The organism is Streptomyces sp. NPDC043908 (assembly GCF_056435525.1).
The window spans coordinates 63,479-78,518 of record NZ_JBWKEI010000018.1 but is presented as its reverse complement, the minus strand read 5'-3'; the positions used below and the strand labels follow the sequence as shown (position 1 = coordinate 78,518).

The 15,040-nt window shown below is 73.1% G+C and carries 18 protein-coding genes; 2 read left to right on the top strand and 16 right to left on the bottom strand.

Annotation, left to right across the window (positions count from 1 at the left end; genetic code table 11):
• The first annotated feature begins 10 nt into the window (after positions 1-10).
• Positions 11-427 carry a VOC family protein gene (locus AC069K_RS31215; protein ID WP_478621885.1) on the top strand — a complete coding sequence of 139 codons (417 nt, stop codon included), beginning with the start codon at positions 11-13 and terminating at the stop codon, positions 425-427.
• A gap of 9 nt (positions 428-436) precedes the next feature.
• Here AC069K_RS31215 and AC069K_RS31210 read toward each other — a convergent pair whose 3' ends face one another.
• The 16 genes from AC069K_RS31210 to AC069K_RS31135 form a co-directional block, all read right to left on the bottom strand.
• Positions 437-868 carry a MarR family winged helix-turn-helix transcriptional regulator gene (locus tag AC069K_RS31210; RefSeq protein WP_478621883.1) on the bottom strand — a complete coding sequence of 144 codons (432 nt, stop codon included), beginning with the start codon at positions 866-868 and terminating at the stop codon, positions 437-439.
• Positions 868-1,287 carry an SRPBCC family protein gene (locus tag AC069K_RS31205; protein WP_478621881.1) on the bottom strand — a complete coding sequence of 140 codons (420 nt, stop codon included), beginning with the start codon at positions 1,285-1,287 and terminating at the stop codon, positions 868-870. Before AC069K_RS31205 ends, AC069K_RS31210 begins: the two co-directional genes overlap by 1 nt.
• A 347-nt stretch (positions 1,288-1,634) precedes the next feature.
• Positions 1,635-2,315: an OmpA family protein gene (locus tag AC069K_RS31200; protein ID WP_478621879.1), complete on the bottom strand. Its 681-nt coding sequence runs from the start codon at positions 2,313-2,315 to the stop codon at positions 1,635-1,637.
• Between the two features lie 158 nt (positions 2,316-2,473).
• Positions 2,474-3,064, bottom strand: a complete 591-nt coding sequence (locus AC069K_RS31195; protein WP_478621877.1) for a hypothetical protein — start codon at positions 3,062-3,064, stop codon at positions 2,474-2,476.
• A gap of 43 nt (positions 3,065-3,107) precedes the next feature.
• Positions 3,108-3,803: a pilus assembly protein TadG-related protein gene (locus AC069K_RS31190; RefSeq protein WP_478621958.1), complete on the bottom strand. Its 696-nt coding sequence runs from the start codon at positions 3,801-3,803 to the stop codon at positions 3,108-3,110.
• A complete protein-coding gene (locus AC069K_RS31185; RefSeq protein WP_358833109.1) occupies positions 3,803-4,033 on the bottom strand; it encodes a hypothetical protein in 231 nt (76 codons plus the stop codon). Before AC069K_RS31185 ends, AC069K_RS31190 begins: the two co-directional genes overlap by 1 nt.
• Before the next feature lie 129 nt (positions 4,034-4,162).
• Positions 4,163-4,885 carry a response regulator transcription factor gene (locus tag AC069K_RS31180; protein ID WP_365109398.1) on the bottom strand — a complete coding sequence of 241 codons (723 nt, stop codon included), beginning with the start codon at positions 4,883-4,885 and terminating at the stop codon, positions 4,163-4,165.
• Entirely contained in the window at positions 4,882-6,189 is a 1,308-nt protein-coding gene (locus tag AC069K_RS31175) for a sensor histidine kinase (protein WP_478621874.1), read from the bottom strand. Before AC069K_RS31175 ends, AC069K_RS31180 begins: the two co-directional genes overlap by 4 nt.
• A gap of 10 nt (positions 6,190-6,199) precedes the next feature.
• The gene (locus AC069K_RS31170) at positions 6,200-7,087 is read right to left on the bottom strand and encodes a DUF5936 domain-containing protein (RefSeq protein WP_365109392.1); all 888 of its coding nucleotides are present in this window, start codon (positions 7,085-7,087) and stop codon (positions 6,200-6,202) included.
• Positions 7,088-7,098: 11 nt separating this feature from the next.
• On the bottom strand, positions 7,099-8,037 hold the full coding sequence (locus AC069K_RS31165; protein ID WP_365109390.1) for a type II secretion system F family protein: 939 nt from the start codon (positions 8,035-8,037) through the stop codon (positions 7,099-7,101).
• Between the two features lie 8 nt (positions 8,038-8,045).
• Positions 8,046-9,383, bottom strand: coding sequence for a TadA family conjugal transfer-associated ATPase (locus AC069K_RS31160; protein ID WP_358832990.1), 1,338 nt, complete (start codon positions 9,381-9,383; stop codon positions 8,046-8,048).
• A 17-nt stretch (positions 9,384-9,400) separates the two neighbouring features.
• Positions 9,401-9,808, bottom strand: coding sequence for a TadE/TadG family type IV pilus assembly protein (locus AC069K_RS31155; RefSeq protein WP_478621872.1), 408 nt, complete (start codon positions 9,806-9,808; stop codon positions 9,401-9,403).
• Complete coding sequence (locus AC069K_RS31150; protein ID WP_478621870.1) at positions 9,805-10,203, bottom strand: TadE/TadG family type IV pilus assembly protein; 399 nt, start codon at positions 10,201-10,203, stop codon at positions 9,805-9,807. The genes AC069K_RS31155 and AC069K_RS31150 overlap by 4 nt, the downstream gene beginning before the upstream one ends.
• Positions 10,200-11,435 (bottom strand): CpaE/TadZ family protein, encoded by a 1,236-nt coding sequence (locus tag AC069K_RS31145; protein ID WP_365109381.1) that lies wholly within the window; start codon positions 11,433-11,435, stop codon positions 10,200-10,202. Before AC069K_RS31145 ends, AC069K_RS31150 begins: the two co-directional genes overlap by 4 nt.
• Positions 11,436-11,442: 7 nt before the next feature.
• Complete coding sequence (cpaB, locus tag AC069K_RS31140; protein WP_478621868.1) at positions 11,443-12,147, bottom strand: Flp pilus assembly protein CpaB; 705 nt, start codon at positions 12,145-12,147, stop codon at positions 11,443-11,445.
• A 67-nt stretch (positions 12,148-12,214) separates the two neighbouring features.
• Entirely contained in the window at positions 12,215-13,066 is an 852-nt protein-coding gene (locus tag AC069K_RS31135) for a hypothetical protein (protein WP_478621866.1), read from the bottom strand.
• 125 nt (positions 13,067-13,191) lie between these two features.
• On the opposite strand from AC069K_RS31135, the gene AC069K_RS31130 reads away from it, so the two are divergent.
• Entirely contained in the window at positions 13,192-14,994 is a 1,803-nt protein-coding gene (locus AC069K_RS31130; protein WP_478621864.1) for a chitinase, read from the top strand.
• Positions 14,995-15,040 lie beyond the last annotated feature (46 nt).

The following is a 15,040-nucleotide window of genomic DNA, read 5'->3' as shown; positions in this document are numbered from 1 at the left end:
GCATTCCACCGTGTCAGTCGAGCTGAACCACACCATCGTCCACTCCCGCGACAAGCGGGCCTCCGCCGAGTTCCTGGCGGACATCCTGGGGCTGCGGGTCGGTGACGCGTGGGGACCGTTCATCCCCGTCGAGACCGGCAACGGCGTCACCCTGGACTTCGCCACCGGCGACCCGGACCGGATCGTGCCGCAGCACTACGCCTTCCTCGTCTCCGAGGACGAGTTCGACACCGGCTTCGAGAAGATCAAGCAGTGGGGCGTCCGCTACTTCGCCGATCCGTACATGAAGCACCCCGACGAGATCAACCACAACGACGGCGGCCGGGGCGTCTACTTCCTCGACCCGTCCGGCCACGCCATGGAGATGATCACCAGGCCGTACGGAAGCGGAAGCGGCGGCACGGGCGCCGGCGGCGGTACGGCGTAGCGGCGCGGCTCACTCGCCGTCCGGCCGGGCCAGCGCCGCCAGCAGCGCCACCGCCTCGCTCACCGGCACGGGCCGGAAGAACTCCGCGTCCACCGCCTCCACCGCCGCGATCGCCCGGGGCGCCAGCTCCGCGCCCGCCTCGGTCACCCGCAGCCGCTTGGCCCGGGTGTCCGCCGGGTCCGTCTCCCGTACGAGCAGACCCTTCGCCTCCAGGGTGCGCACCACCTGGGACGTCATCTTGACGTCGGTGCCGGCCTGGCATGCGACCGCCAGCTGGTTGGGGTGCTCGCCCTGCCCGTTGAGCCACCAGGTGCACGCGAGCAGCACGAACTGCACATGCGTCAGGCCCAGCGGCGTCAGGGCGGCGGTCACCCCGCGCTGCCAGCGGAGCGTGGCGTGCCAGAGCAGGAAGCCGGGGCTCTCCCCGGGCGTGAGCGCCATCAGCGCGTCTGCGCGAGCCGGACGAGCGCGGCCGTCGTCTCCGGCCAGTCGGCGGTGATGGCCGGGCCGATCCGCGGGCCCATTGCGTCGGCCGCCGGGCCGGTGATCTCCATCCGGTACACCACGCGCGTACGGTCCGGGCCGAGCCGGTCCAGCCGGTGCGTGGTCCGCAGGACCAGTCCCTCGAAGCGGGCCTCGTCCACGAACAGGTCGTTCTCGGCCACTTCGGTGAGCCGCAGCTCGATCGGGTCCTGGCCCTCGGCCCCCATGGTGATCTCGGTCCCGGCCGCGAACGGGCCCCGGATCTCGGTCTTCTGGATGTCCGCGTTCCAGTCGCCCCAGTTCTCCACGTCGGCCCACAGCCGCCAGACGGCCTCGGGAGCCGCGCTGGTCTCCACACCGTGCTCGTACACCCACATGTCGACTCCTCCGCAGGGTTCGCGTCCGCGTTCGCGTGCCGCGTTTTGACCTGTGCAGAGATTATCTGCGCGCAGACCATCTGTCCAGACCGCACCCTGTCCGGCCCGGCCCCCCGCGCCCCCACTCCCCCGCGCCCCTCGTGGGCCTCATCGCGCCAGAGCGTCGATTACCGGCCGTCCCGTCCCGGCGTGCGCTTTTTTCCAAGTCCGGGGCGGGGTGCGGCTGGCAGCCTCTGTGGTGCGCGGGAACGTCACTTCCTACGGACGTTGACGGGGGCCCGCGCACATACGGGGCCCGGCCGACCGCACCTCCACCCGGCCGGCCGGGCCCGTCCTCCGCCCGGCGCCTAGCCGGTCGCGCCGCGCGGGAACGACACCTCGACCCGGCGGTTCTTGCGCCGGCCGTCCTCGGAGGAGTTGTCCGCGATCGGGTAGTCCTCCGCGTATCCCCGGATGTCGAAGGTGACCGCGCCGCCCGCCGCCTGCGCGAGCGCGCCCTGGACGGCGTCCGCGCGCTGCTTGGACAGGACGACGCCGTGCTCGTGCGTGCCGAGGTTGTCCGTGAAGCCGAACACGCGGACGTTCGTGGCCTTCTGCTTCTTGATCTCTTCCGCGATGGCCCGGATGCGGCCGGTGGCCTCGGCCGAGAGCGCGGCGCTGTCCTTGCCGAAGAGGACTTCGGCCTGGAGGGCGAAGGAGATGTCGGCGTTGGTGTCGGAGCGGCGCTCCTCGCCGCCCATGTCCTCGACGACCGACTTGATGTCGAGCACCCTCGGCGCGGCGAGCGTCGCCCCGTCGGAGAGCTTGAGCCCCGGCGCGTTGGCGTCGACCTTCACGGGCGGGGCGGCGGCGGGCACGGCGGTCGGGTTCGGCTCGTCGGCCCCGGCCGTTCCGGCCCCCGCGCCCGTCCCGACGAGGAGGAGCGCGGCGACGACGAGGACGGCGGGGCGGGGGTGCCGGTGGCGGCGGGGGGCGGAGGTTGCCGGGGGCGCGGTGGCCGTGGGCGCGGGCGCGGTTGCCGGGGGCACGGTTGCCGAGGGTGTGGTCGCGGTTGCCGGGGGCACGGTTGCCGAGGGTGTGGTCACCGGGGGCGCGGTCGCGGGTGCGTGGGGCACGGCGGCGCGGGGCGCGGTCGCGGGTGCCTGGTTCGCGGTTGCCTGAGTGGCCTGCATGGGGGGCCTCAGCCTCAGCCGGAGATCTTGATGGTGGCGGTGGGCATGGTGGGGAGCTGGAAGTCGACTTCTTGGACGGGGGTGGGGGGTGCGGGGAACTGGGTGTAGAAGGGCGCCTCCTGCCCGGCCTGGATGCCGGTCGTGAACTGCGAGCACAGACAGCGTCCGTCCGTGTCGCGCAGGATCAGATACCGCTTCTTGCCCGCCTTGTCGACCAGCGCCGCGCCCGCCATGGAGGCGCCGTTGTTCCTCAGCTCCTGCTCGCTGCCCTGCCATCCGGGTGCGGAGAACAGGTCCTTGGACCCGTTCTTCACCACACCCTGGACCGTGACGAACCCTCCCGGGTCCCGCTTGGCCGAATTGATCACCACCTCGACGCCACCGGTGCCGGTGATGGTCGCGAGGACCTCGGTGCTCTGGGCGGAGGGGCCACCGGACGGGGAGCTGTTCCCGCCGGACGCCGCCGCGGGAGTGGAGGCCTTGTCCCCGGCCTTCGGCTTGTCACCGCCGTCTCCCCCGCAGGCGGTGAGCGCGAGCGCCAGGGCGGCGGCGGCCACCGCGACCGCCGTGTCTCTGGCCCGCGCCCTGATCGTGGCGTTGTCCATGAGTGAAGCCCCCTCGGTCCTTCGTGCTGCGCACTTCATACGCTTACTTGTCGGCCAGATGGACGGAGAACAGGTCGGACGCCTTCGGCAACAGGTCCAGGTGGGCGGGATCGACCTCGAAGTCCCTCTTCTTCTCGCACACGAGCAGATACGTCCCCTTCGGGTCGTCCCCCGGCCCGTCGGGCCCCGGGGACTGCCCGGGCTCGGGGGCCGGCCCCGGCTCCGCGGGCAGGGTGGTGGGCCCGGTCCCGGACGCGTCCCGGATGTGGCAGCGCGGTACGACCACGGCGGCCGCCTTCGCCGCGCCCTTGTGGTCCTGGGTGGCGGCGATGACCGAGTGGCCCGCCGTCCTGTTGGTCTGCACGGCCACCCGGTAGGTGGGCTCGGGCTGGAAGGAGAGCTCGCAGAGGTCGGCCGTGGCGTCGTTGCGCGCGGCGAGCTCACGCGCCGCGGGGCAGGAGTCGTGCGGCAGCAGCCCGCCTTGGTCACCGTCGAGCAGCTTCTGCCAGCGCACGAGGTCGAAGCCGCCGAGCAGACCCTTTCTCAGCTGGTCGCGGAAGTCCTGGGCCGCCGCGAGGGCCGCCGCGTCCGCCGCCGTCTCGGCCTCGTTGCGCTTCGTCGCCGCCTGGCCGACCGCGAAGTACGCGAACGCGAGGAAGAGCAGGCCCGCCACCGCCGTGATGTAGACGGGGAAGGCCTGCCCCCGGTCGCCGGTGAGCCGGCGGGTGGCGCGTGGGATCAGGGATTGATCTTGTTGATCGCCGCCGTGATCTTCCCGGCGATCGTCGTGCCGAAATTCGTCTGCGTAAGCACCAGAATGATCGCCACCACCACGATGATGATCCCCATGTACTCGACCGCGCCCTGCCCCCGGTCCCCCCGCCGCCGCAGCGCCGTCGCCGTGGTGTTCAGCCAGCCGTGGACCCGGATCCTGGTGGCGGTCGCGGGCTTGAGGAGCTTGTCGTTCATGGTGGTCCCCTCCGGGGTCTACGGCGGTGCCGCGCTCGACAGCCGCACCGTACCCGGGCCCTCCGGTTCCGGCACAGGGCCCCTGGGCCCAATTCCGGAGGCGGGCGGAGTCCTTCCGGCTCGCGCGCCTCATCCCGCCGCCCCCCGCCCCGCCCGCGTACCCAGCCAGGTCGCCAGCGCCTGGGCGCGGCTGTTGCTGTGTAGCTTCGCGAAGATGCGGTTGATGTGGTTCTTCACCGTCTTCTCGCTGATGAAGCAGGCGGCGGCGATCTGCTGATTGCTCATGCCCGCCGCGATCAGCTCCATCACCTCCACCTCCCTCCTGCTCAGCCGGTGTGTCCCAAGTTCCGGGCGCCGGAGCGGAGTTCGGTTCCGGTGTCCCGTCGACGACTGTCCCACATCCGGTTGCATCCGCGAAGCCTCTTCGTTCGGATTTAATGAAATGGACCGGGCCATGACACCCATGACACCCGGCGGGGCGACGGCGGACGCCTCGCCCCGGGCGATGTCCCGTACCGCGCCGACCAGTTGTTCCACCGTGAACTCGCCGTGCACCAGATAGCCGCGCGCGCCCAGCCGCAGCGCCTCGCGTACGGTCTCCGCCTCGGCGCTGTACGTCAGCATCATCACCGGCGCCACCCGCACCAGGCGGGGCAGGGCCGTGAGGCCGTCCACGCCCGGCATCCGCACATCGAGCAGGACCACGTCCGGCCGGTGCAGCAGGGCCGCCTCGTACGCCTGGCGGCCGTCCGCCGCCTCGGCCACGACCTCCGTGCCGCCGTGGCTCTCCAGCAGCGCGGTGAGCCCGGCCCGTACGACCGGGTTGTCGTCCGCCACCACCACCCGGGTCACACCCCGCTCCTCTCCAGCGCCGCCAGCGGCACGTCGAGGCGGACCTCGGTGCCGCGCGCCGCCTCGCCCCGGCCGATACGGATGCGCGCGCCGAGGTCCGCCGCGCGCTCGACCATGCCGACCAGGCCGAAGTGGCCCGCCCTGCGCAGCCCGTCGAGCGTGGTGCCGGGGGGCAGGCCGCGCCCGTCGTCGTACACGCTGATGCGCAGCACGTCACCCACCACGCCCGCCGAGACGTCCACGCGCGCCGGGCCCGCGTGGCGGTGGGCGTTCTCCAGGGCCTCGGAGGCGATCGTCAGGAGCTGGCGGGCGACGGGGTACGGGACCCGGGTCGCGGGGCCGCCGAGGGGGAGGGAGAGGCAGCGGTAGCTCACGCCGACCTCCTCGCCGCGCGCCGCGAAGTCCCGTACACGCGCGGCCAGTTCCGCCAGGACGTCCACTCCCCCGTCCGGGCCCGGCTCGCGGCGCAGGTCGGCGAGGAGTTCGCGGGACTCGGCGGCGGCGCGCCGCGCCGAGCGGGCCACCAGCGTCGCGCCCCGGCGGACGGTCACCGGGTCGGTGCGGTCGGCCGAGGCGGCCAGGCCCTCGGCGGCGAGCGCCACCCCGTGCAGGGTCTTGGCGACCGAGTCGTGCAGCTCGCGGGCGAGGCGCGCGCGTTCCTCCTCCACCGCCAGCCTGGCCCGCGCCTCGGTGAGCGCCCGGGATGCCAGTCCGAACCGCAGCAGCAGGCCCCGCAGCGCCACCCCGGCCGCGCCCGCCAGCACACAGAAGCCGGGCAGCAGCAGGGCGGGGGCGAGCGGCTGGTGGTGGCGGTGCTGGGCCATGTACGCCAGCGCCAGGACCACGCACTGGAGCCCGGCGAAGACCCCGGCGCCCCGCCACCCGTACACCAGGCCGGCGAGCAGCGGGGTGCAGACGACCACATAGCCGAGCGGGGAGTCGGGGGTCGCGGTGAAGACCAGCAGCGCGCCGAACGCCGTGTCCACGCCGAGCAGCCACGGGTGGCGCAGCAGGAGCGGGCCGAAGCGCTCCCAGTCGCGGTAGAGCGCGTACGAGCCCATGAAGGTGATCAGGACGGCCCCCGAGACCAGCCAGGTGGCCACCCCGCGCGCCGAGTTGGCCAGGGCGAAGGGGGTGCCGAGCCCTATCATCGCGAGCCGGAACAGGAAGACCTGGCGGCACAGCGCCTGGAGCGCGTTGAGCTGGAGGGACACCTCGGGCTCGGGCCCGGCCCCGGACGGCGGCCCGCCCTTGACGGGCACCGGCGAATACGCCTGCGCCTGCGACTGCGACTGCTTCCGCATGGCGGACCCCTCACTTCCCCGTGAGCGAGCCGATGTCGGCCTCGGAGCCGAGCAGCATCGCGGAGGCCATCAGGATCATGGTCGCGGGCACCATGAACGTGGTGACCATCAGCGTCGCCTTGGGCACCGCCTTGGCGGCCTTGCGGCGGGCGTTCTGGGCGTCGGTGCGGCGCATGTCGGTGGCGATGGCGATCAGGGTGTCCACGATGGGCGCGCCCAGCTCCTCGCCCTGCTGGAGCGCGGTGACGAACATGGCGACCTGCTCGGAGTCGTTGCGCCGCCGCAGGTCGTCGAAGGCCTGGCGGCGGCTGACGCCCATGTCCATCTGGCGCAGCGCTATCCGTACCTCGTCCGCCCACGGGCCCTCGTACTTCTCCGCGACCCGCTCCAGGGCCTGGCGGAAGCCCAGTCCGGCGGAGACCACCACGGCGAGCACGTCGAGGAAGTCCGGCAGGGTGCGCTCGATGTCGTCGCGGCGGCGGCGCACGGCCGCCCAGATGCCGACCTCGACCCAGTAGTACGCGAACGCGACCATCAGCAGGGCCAGCAGGTAGTTGCCGCCCGAGACCATCACCACCGCGCCGACCGCGCCCAGCGCCCCGTACACCGCGCGCCGCGCCGCGTACCGGTCGATGGTCAGGCCGCCGGGGTTGCCCGCCATGTCGATCCTGCGCCGCTTCTCGGCGACCCGCCGGGGGCCCATCAGCCGCAGGACGAGCGGGGCCCAGCGGATGCCGAGGCGGTCGATGGCGCCGCCGGCGCGGGTGGTGCGGGTGGCGCCGACCTCCAGGGCGAGGACGAGGTCGCTGGGCAGCTTGACCTCGGCGCGGTACATCCGTACGCCCTGGAAGGCGCCCAGGACGCCGAGGGCGACGATGAGTCCCAGGATCAGTTCCATGCCCGCCCCCCTCACACGTCGATCTTCGAGATGCGGCGGATCGCGACGAAGCCCAGCGCGTAGAGCGCGAGGGCCACGACGACCGCCGCCTGGCCCAGGAACGAGCCGGTCATCTTGGCGAGCGAGCCCGGCGCGATCTGGTTGACGAGCAGCATCGCGCCGACCCCGATCGCCGGGACCGCGTACGCCGTGGTGTTCACCTGGGACAGCTGGGTGCGCACCTCGCGGCGGGTCTCCTTGCGCTCTTCCAGGGTGGTGGTGAGGTTGCGCAGCGAGTGGACGACGGCGCCGCCCGCCCGGTTGGAGAGGATCAACGTCGAGACCAGGACGACCAGTTCGCGCGAGGGGAGCCGCTTGGCCAGCTCGCCGAGCGCGTCGTCCAGGGTGCGGCCGACGGCGAGCTGGTCGGCGACGGTCTTCAGCTCGTCGCCCGCCGGGGCCTCCAGCTCGTCCGCCGCCATGGCGATCGCGGTGCGCAGGGCGAGCCCGGCCTGGGTGGCGTTGGCGATCACCCGGGAGATCTCGGGGAGCTGGTTGATGAAGGCCTCGGTACGCCGGGTGCGCTGCCAGTTCAGGAAGGTGTTGGCGGCCCACAGCCCGGCGAGCGCGGCGAGCGGTCCGAAGAACGAGGCGAGCACCGAGGCCGCCACCACCCACAGCCCGACGACGGCGGCCAGGACGTAGACGGCGAACTCGCCGGGGCTGAGGTCGAGGCCGGTCACCGCCAGCTTGCGGGCGACGCGCCGGCCGGCGGAGGTGCGGCGCAGCCTGCGGTCCACCCCGGCGAAGGGCCGGCGGCGCCCGGCGGACTCCGGCTCCCCGGCGGTGGAGAGCCGATCGACCAGGGCCCGGCGCTGGGCGCGGCCACTGGCGTACACGTGCACACCGGCGACCGCCGCCGTGCAGGCGAGCAGGGTGACCCCGGTCGTCAGCTGGGTGAGTGCGGTCATGGGCGGTGCTACCTGGCCTCTCGGGTGGCGAGCTGTTCGTCGAAGGCGGCGATGCCGAACGCCTGCGGGACGGGCAGGCCCGCCAGATAGAGGCGTTCGGCGACGCGGCGCGGGAGCGGGAGGTGGCGGAACTCGCCGTGGACGCGCCCGTCGGCGGCCATCGGGCGGGGGTCGAACCGGGCGACGGTGGCGAGCCGGTAGGGGTCGCGGCCGTGGCTGTCGAGCAGGGCGATCTCGGTGACCCGGCGGGAGCCGTCGGCGTGCCGGGTGAGCTGGACCAGGACGTCGACGGCCGAGTTGATCTGGTCGTGCAGGGCCTCGAAGGGGATCTTGATCTCGGACATGGAGGCCAGCGTCTGGAGGCGCATCAGGGCGTCCTCGGCGCTGTTGGCGTGGACGGTGGCCAGCGAGCCGTCGTGGCCGGTGGACATCGCCTGGAGCATGTCGAGGGACTCCCCGCCGCGCACCTCGCCGACGACGATGCGGTCGGGGCGCATGCGCAGCGAGTTGCGGACCAGGTCGCGGATGGAGACGTGGCCCTTGCCCTCGACGTTGGCGGGGCGGGCCTCCAGGCGGATCACATGGCTCTGCTGGAGCTGGAGTTCGGCGGAGTCCTCGATGGTGATGATCCGCTCGTGCTCGGGGATGAGCCCGGACAGGGCGTTGAGCAGGGTCGTCTTGCCGGTGCCGGTGGCGCCGGAGACGATCACGTTGAACTTGGCCTGGATCAGCCCGGCGAGCAGCATCAGCATGGGCTCGTCGAGCGAGCCGAAGGCGATCAGCTCGGGGAGCGTGAAGGAGCGCGGGAAGCGGCGGATGGTGAGGGTGGCGCCGGTCAGCGAGAGCGGCGGGATGATCACGTTGACGCGTTCGCCGGACGGCAGCCGGGCGTCGACCATCGGGTTGGACTCGTCGACCCGGCGGTTGACCGTCGACACGATCCGTTCGATCGTCTGCATCAGCTGCTCGTGCGAGGCGAACCGCATCGGCAGCCGCTCGACCCGCCCGGAGCGCTCCACGTAGATCTGGTCGGGGCCGTTGACCATGATCTCGGTGACGGACGCGTCCTCCAGGAGCGGTTCCAGGACGCCGAGGCCCAGCGCCTCGTCGACGACGCGGCGGATCAGCTGGGCCCGCTCGCCGGTGGACAGGACCGGTCCCTCGCGGCTGAGGATGTGGCCGAGGACGCGTTCGAGCCGCGCCCGGCGCTCGGCGGCGGCCAGCGAGGACATCTCGGCGAGGTCGATCTCCTCCAGGAGCTTGCCCCGGTAGGTGGCGACGAGGTGCGCGTCGCCCTCGCCGCCCCGGTTCTCCTCGGGGGCGGTGATACGGGCCCGCAGGCTCATGGGGCGTGCCTCCTCGGTCAGTTGCTCTCGTCGCAGGGCATGGTGGCGCTTTTGTGGACCGGGCCGAAGGCGTCGACGCCGGGGAAGACGGAGGGGATGGTCACGGTGACGGTGACGGTCACCGCGTCCCCGGGGCAGCCGCCGGTCCCGCCGATGGTGCTGCGCTGGGCCACCCAGGCGCTGACCGCCGCCCGGCCCGCCTGTTCGGCCCCGCCCGCCCGCTCCTGCTGGGCTGCCGTACGTGCGGCGGCGCGGGCGGCCGTGCCCGCCTGCTGGGCGGCGTACGCGGCGAGCCCCAGCTGGACGCCCGCGAGCGCGACGAGCAGCAGCAGGGGCAGGAAGCCCAGGTACTCGACGGCGGCCGAGCCCCGGTCGCGGCCCCGGAGCCGGGTGAACCGCCCCCTCGCGCGCCCCGGGCGGCTCACGGCTCGTCCTCGCGGGCCGCCCCGGCGTGCCCGTGCACGGTGGTGAGCGGGACGGTGAACGCGCCGGGGAAGAGCACCGGGACCCGTACGCCGACCGTGGCGGTGAAGACGTCCTTCCCGCCGCCGCCGCACTCCTGCGCGGACACCTCCCAGCCGTCCGGCGCCGCCGCCCGCACGGCCGCCGCGCACGCCGCCGCGCCGCCGTCCCGGGCCGCGCCCGCGCGGGCGCCCTCGTCCGCCGCGTGCCCGGCGACGGTGAACGCGTATCCGGTGAGGACCAGTTGCCAGATCGCGGCGAGGGTCACCAGGATGATCGGGACCATGCCGGTGAACTCGACCACGATCTGCCCGCGGTCCCGGTCGGCCGCTGTCCGTATGCCCCTCACGCCTCTCATCCGTGCCCCCGGCGCCGCAGGACGAGGGTGCCGCGGCCGCTCTTCTCCGGCGCGGGGCCGACGCCCTTGACCAGGCCCAGTTCGCCCGCGAGCGTCCACAGCGCCTGCTTGACGGTGGACTTGGCGTCCAGGTCGTGCAGCCGGCCCGCGTCGACGACGGCCTGGAGCTCCTTGAAGGCCGCGGGGACGGAGGTGCGGGCGGCGCGGGTGCCGGTGACCTTCTGGACCAGCGCGGGCTGGATCTCGGTGGCGCGGGTGTGCCGGTTGACCACGGTCGTCGTCTCCTCGGCCTTGCGGATCTGGAGGCGGTCCCACATCCGGACGATCCGCTTGGCGGCCCGGACCGACACCACGTCCGGGGTGGTGACCAGCAGGGCGGTGTCGGCCATCTCCACGGCGGCGGCGTTGGCGGCGTTCATCTGGGTGCCGCAGTCGGCGATCACCACCTCGTAGCGGTGGCGCAGGGCGGAGAGGATCTGGCGGGCCGCGCGGTCGGTGACCTCCTCGGCGCGTTCGCCGTCGCCCGGGGCGAGCAGCAGGCCGACGCCGGTGGAGTGGCTGAAGAGGGCGTCCTGGAGGACCCGGGGCGAGATGTCGGTGATGGCGGCGAGGTCGGCGACGGAGCGGCGGAACTGGACGTCGAGGTAGGAGGCGACGTCACCGGCCTGGAGGTCCATGTCGACCAGGGCGGTGGTGCGGCCCGAGGCGCGGGCCGCGAGGGCGAGGTGGATCGCGGTGACGGTGGCGCCGACGCCGCCCTTGGCGCCGGTGACCGTGACGAGCGTGCCGCCGGGGCCGCCGGTGGCCTCGCCCCCGCCGCCGAGGTGGCGGCGGACGCCGACCGACCACTGGGCGGCTGCCTGGACCCGGCTGACCAGCTCCTCGTAGTGGAGCGGCAGGGTGACCAGGCCGCGCGCGCCGGAGTCCATGGCGGCGGCGAACAGGCCGGGGCCCGCGTCCGAGGTGATCAGGACGACGCCGACGGCGGGGAAGCGCAGGGCCACCTCGCGCACCAGGTCCAGGGCGGGGACGGGCCCGATGCGCTCGTGGACGAGGACGACCTCGGGCAGCTCGTCCAGGGAGTCCCCGGCGAGCCGGGCCAGGGTGTCCAGGAGCTGGGTGGAGTCCGCGACGGGCGCGGCGGGTTCGGCGTCGGGGAGCTGGCTGAGCAGGGTGGTGACGGACCGGGCGGCGTCGGCGTCCTGGACGGCCGGGAGGATCCTGGTGGTCATCCGAACCTCACTGGTCCTTTTCGAGGCGGTACGTGCGGTCGCCGGGCGGCACCGTGGAGTCGCCGCCGGGCGCGACGAGCGCGAGCCGGACGTGCTGGGCGAAGGACTCCGCGTACGCGACGCGCTGGGCGTCGAGGGTGCCCAGGGCGAAGGTGATCGGGACCGCCTCGGTGGTCTTGTTGCGGTCGTCGCGGCCGGGGTCGAGGGGGGTGAGCGTGCCGACGTCGAGGACCCGGGCGCCCGAGACGATGATCTTCGACTGGGGGGTCTCGCCCTGCTTGGCGGCGGCGAAGGTGGCGAAGATGTTGACGGAGGAGCCGCGCTGGATCTTGCCCGCGACGCCGGTGGACGCGTCGATCATGATGGCGATCTCCTGCTCGCCGGGGCGCAGTGCGGGCCGCTCGGCGATCATGTCGGACTGGAGCAGCGAGCCGGACCGGAGCGCGGAGACGGCGACCTTGCCGCGGATCGCGGAGAGGTCGGTGACGGCGTTGCGGGAGAGCCACCGCTTCGGCATGGTCGTCCGGCTGAACTGGCCGGGCTGGAGTTCGGTGTTGGGCTTGATGTCGTTCTTGACCCGGTACGCCGTCACCTCGGGGCCGACCTTGGAGTCGGCGTCGTGGATCACCGAGAGGACCCCGGCGAAGGCCCCGGCGGCACACAGGACCGAGACCAGGAGAAGGATGACGCCGCGGCGCTGACGGGAGTTCATTGACCGTACGACCTCGTTCGATGACGTGGGACTGGGCGGACGGGCCACCGGGCGGGCTGCGCGGCGGCTAGCTGTACGTGCCTCCCGCGGGCAGCCGGTGCTCGGGGGCGGGGACGGGGGAGGCGCAGAACCCGCAGCGGTCGCCGATCAGTTCCATGCCGCACCACCGGCACGACTCCCGTCGTACGGATGCCACGAGCTGGTACAGCACGGACAGATCGGAGAGGTACGCGGCGAACTCGGTGAGCTTGGACGTCCCCCACCACGAGGGCGAGTACCCCGGCAGCGGCGCTTCGAGCACCGCGCCGACCCGCCAGGCGGCGGCGAGGTGGACGGTGACCCACTCGGCGGGCGCCGCGGCGCCCGCCACCAGCAGCCGGCAGGCGTAGTCGGGGCCCTCCAGTTCGCCCGCGCCGACCCGGACCAGCTGCGGCTCCGGGTGGGCGACGACCGCGAACTGGCTGCCGGGCAGCCAGGACTTGGCGTGAGTCTTGAGGCCGACCGGCACGTGGTCGAGCCGGGTGACGGAGTTCAGCACAGCCCCGGCGTGCACGTAGTGCGCGAGCAGCCGGGCGGAGGAGGCGAGCACCCCGGGGCTGAAGTCGCACACCGACAGCTGGCACAGCTGGCGGGCGAGCACGGCCAGGCCCAGCGGCGGCAGCGGCGAGGCGACCAGCGCGATCCGGTCGCTCTCCAGGAGCGAGCGGACGGTGTGCAGCCGCCGTTCGTGGGCGGGCGCGAGCGACCGCGGGTGGAGCACGACGAGATGCCCGTGCAGGTCGAGCAGGCGGTGCGCGTGGGCGAGGGCGTCGTCGAGCGGCTGGATGTCGGGGGACGAGAGGACCGCGGGCGGCGGCGTGTGTGGATCGGCCGCGGGCAACACCAGGTCCGGGCTGGTGACGGCTATCGCGGTTGGCACATCAAGTCCCCGTTCCCTCGGCCCGAGACGGGCCCCCTCAGCCGTACGTGACCACCGCACTTCCCCCCTGAAGCAGCACTGTATCCACGAGATAGCTGCGCGTGAACAGTCTTCTCGTTTCTGTGATGCCACGAGGGGCGCCAGAGGTCTTGACAACCGGATTGGTCTGGACCAACTTGTACGCACAGCGCGCGCTCCCCTCCCCACCGCCCTCCCCACTCCCCCACCGGAGGCAGCAAGTGAAACGAGCAAGCGGCAGAGTCGGCCTGGCCGTTGCCGCCGCAGGCGCCCTGTCCATAGCCGGGCTCACCGGCACCGCCCACGCGGCGGACGTCAACAACGCCCGCAACGCGGGCTTCGAGTCGGGTCTGGCGGGCTGGAGCTGTACGGCCGGCAGCGGATCCGTCGTCTCCTCGCCCGTGCACGGCGGAGCCGCCGCCCTCAAGGCGAGCCCGTCGGGCTCCGACACGGGCCAGTGCGTCCAGAGCGTCGCCGTGAAGCCCAACTCCACGTACACGCTGAGCTCCTGGGTGCAGGGCAGTTACGTCTACCTCGGCGCCTCCGGGACCGGTACCACCGACGTCTCCACCTGGACGCCCGGCACCGGCGGCGGCTGGAACCAGCTGTCGACCACGTTCAGGACCGGGGCCTCCACCACCTCCGTGCAGATCTACACCCACGGCTGGTACGGCCAGAGCGCGTACTACGCCGACGACGTCTCCGTCTTCGGCCCGGACGGCGGCGGGGGCGGCGACCCGGCCCCGACGGTCCCGGCGGCCCCGGGCGGCCTCGCGGTCGGCGCGGTGAGCTCCTCCTCCGTGGACCTGTCCTGGGGCGCGGTCTCGGGCGCGACCGGCTACAACGTCTACCGCGACGGCGCCAAGGTGCAGTCGGTGGGCGGCGCCTCGGCGACCGTGACGGGGCTGAGCGCGTCGACCTCGTACCAGTTCCAGGTGAGCGCGACCAACGCCGCCGGTGAGTCCGCCAGGTCGGCGGCGGTGACCGCGAAGACCTCCGCGACCGGCAACCCGGGCGGCGGGACCGTGCCCAAGCACGCGGTGACCGGGTACTGGCAGAACTTCAACAACGGCGCCACCGTCCAGAAGATCAGCGACGTGCCCGCGGCCTACGACATCATCGCGGTCTCCTTCGCGGACGCCACCGGAACGCCGGGCGGAGTGACCTTCAACCTCGACACGGCCGGCCTCGGCGGCTACACCGTCGACCAGTTCAAGGCGGACATCGCCGCCAAGCACACGGCCGGCAAGTCGGTGATCATCTCCATCGGCGGCCAGAACGGCACGGTGTCGGTCAACGACGCGACCTCGGCGGCGAACTTCGCCAACTCCGTCTACGCGCTGATGCAGACGTACGGCTTCGACGGCGTCGACATCGACCTGGAGAACGGCCTCAACTCGACCTACATGACGCAGGCCCTGCGCTCGCTGGCGTCGAAGGCGGGCAGCAGACTCGTCCTCACCATGGCGCCGCAGACCATCGACATGCAGTCCACGTCGGGCGAGTACTTCAGGACGGCGCTCAACATCAAGGACATCCTGACCGTCGTCAACATGCAGTACTACAACAGCGGTTCGATGCTGGGCTGCGACGGCAAGGTCTACTCGCAGGGCACGGTCGACTTCCTGACCGCGCTCGCCTGCATCCAGCTCCAGGGCGGCCTCGACCCGTCCCAGGTGGGCCTCGGCCTGCCCGCCTCCCCCAGCGGCGCGGGCAGCGGCTACGTCTCCCCGTCGGTGGTGAACGCGGCCCTGGACTGCCTGACCGCCGGGACCAACTGCGGCTCCTTCAGGCCCCCGCGGACCTGGCCGGGGCTGCGCGGCGCCATGACCTGGTCGACCAACTGGGACGCGAAGGCGGGCAACGCCTGGTCGAACGCGGTGGGACCGCACGTCCACGCCCTGCCGTAGCGGCACCTCTCCCCGCGCCCCGGTCCGGGGCGCGGGGAGACGTGGG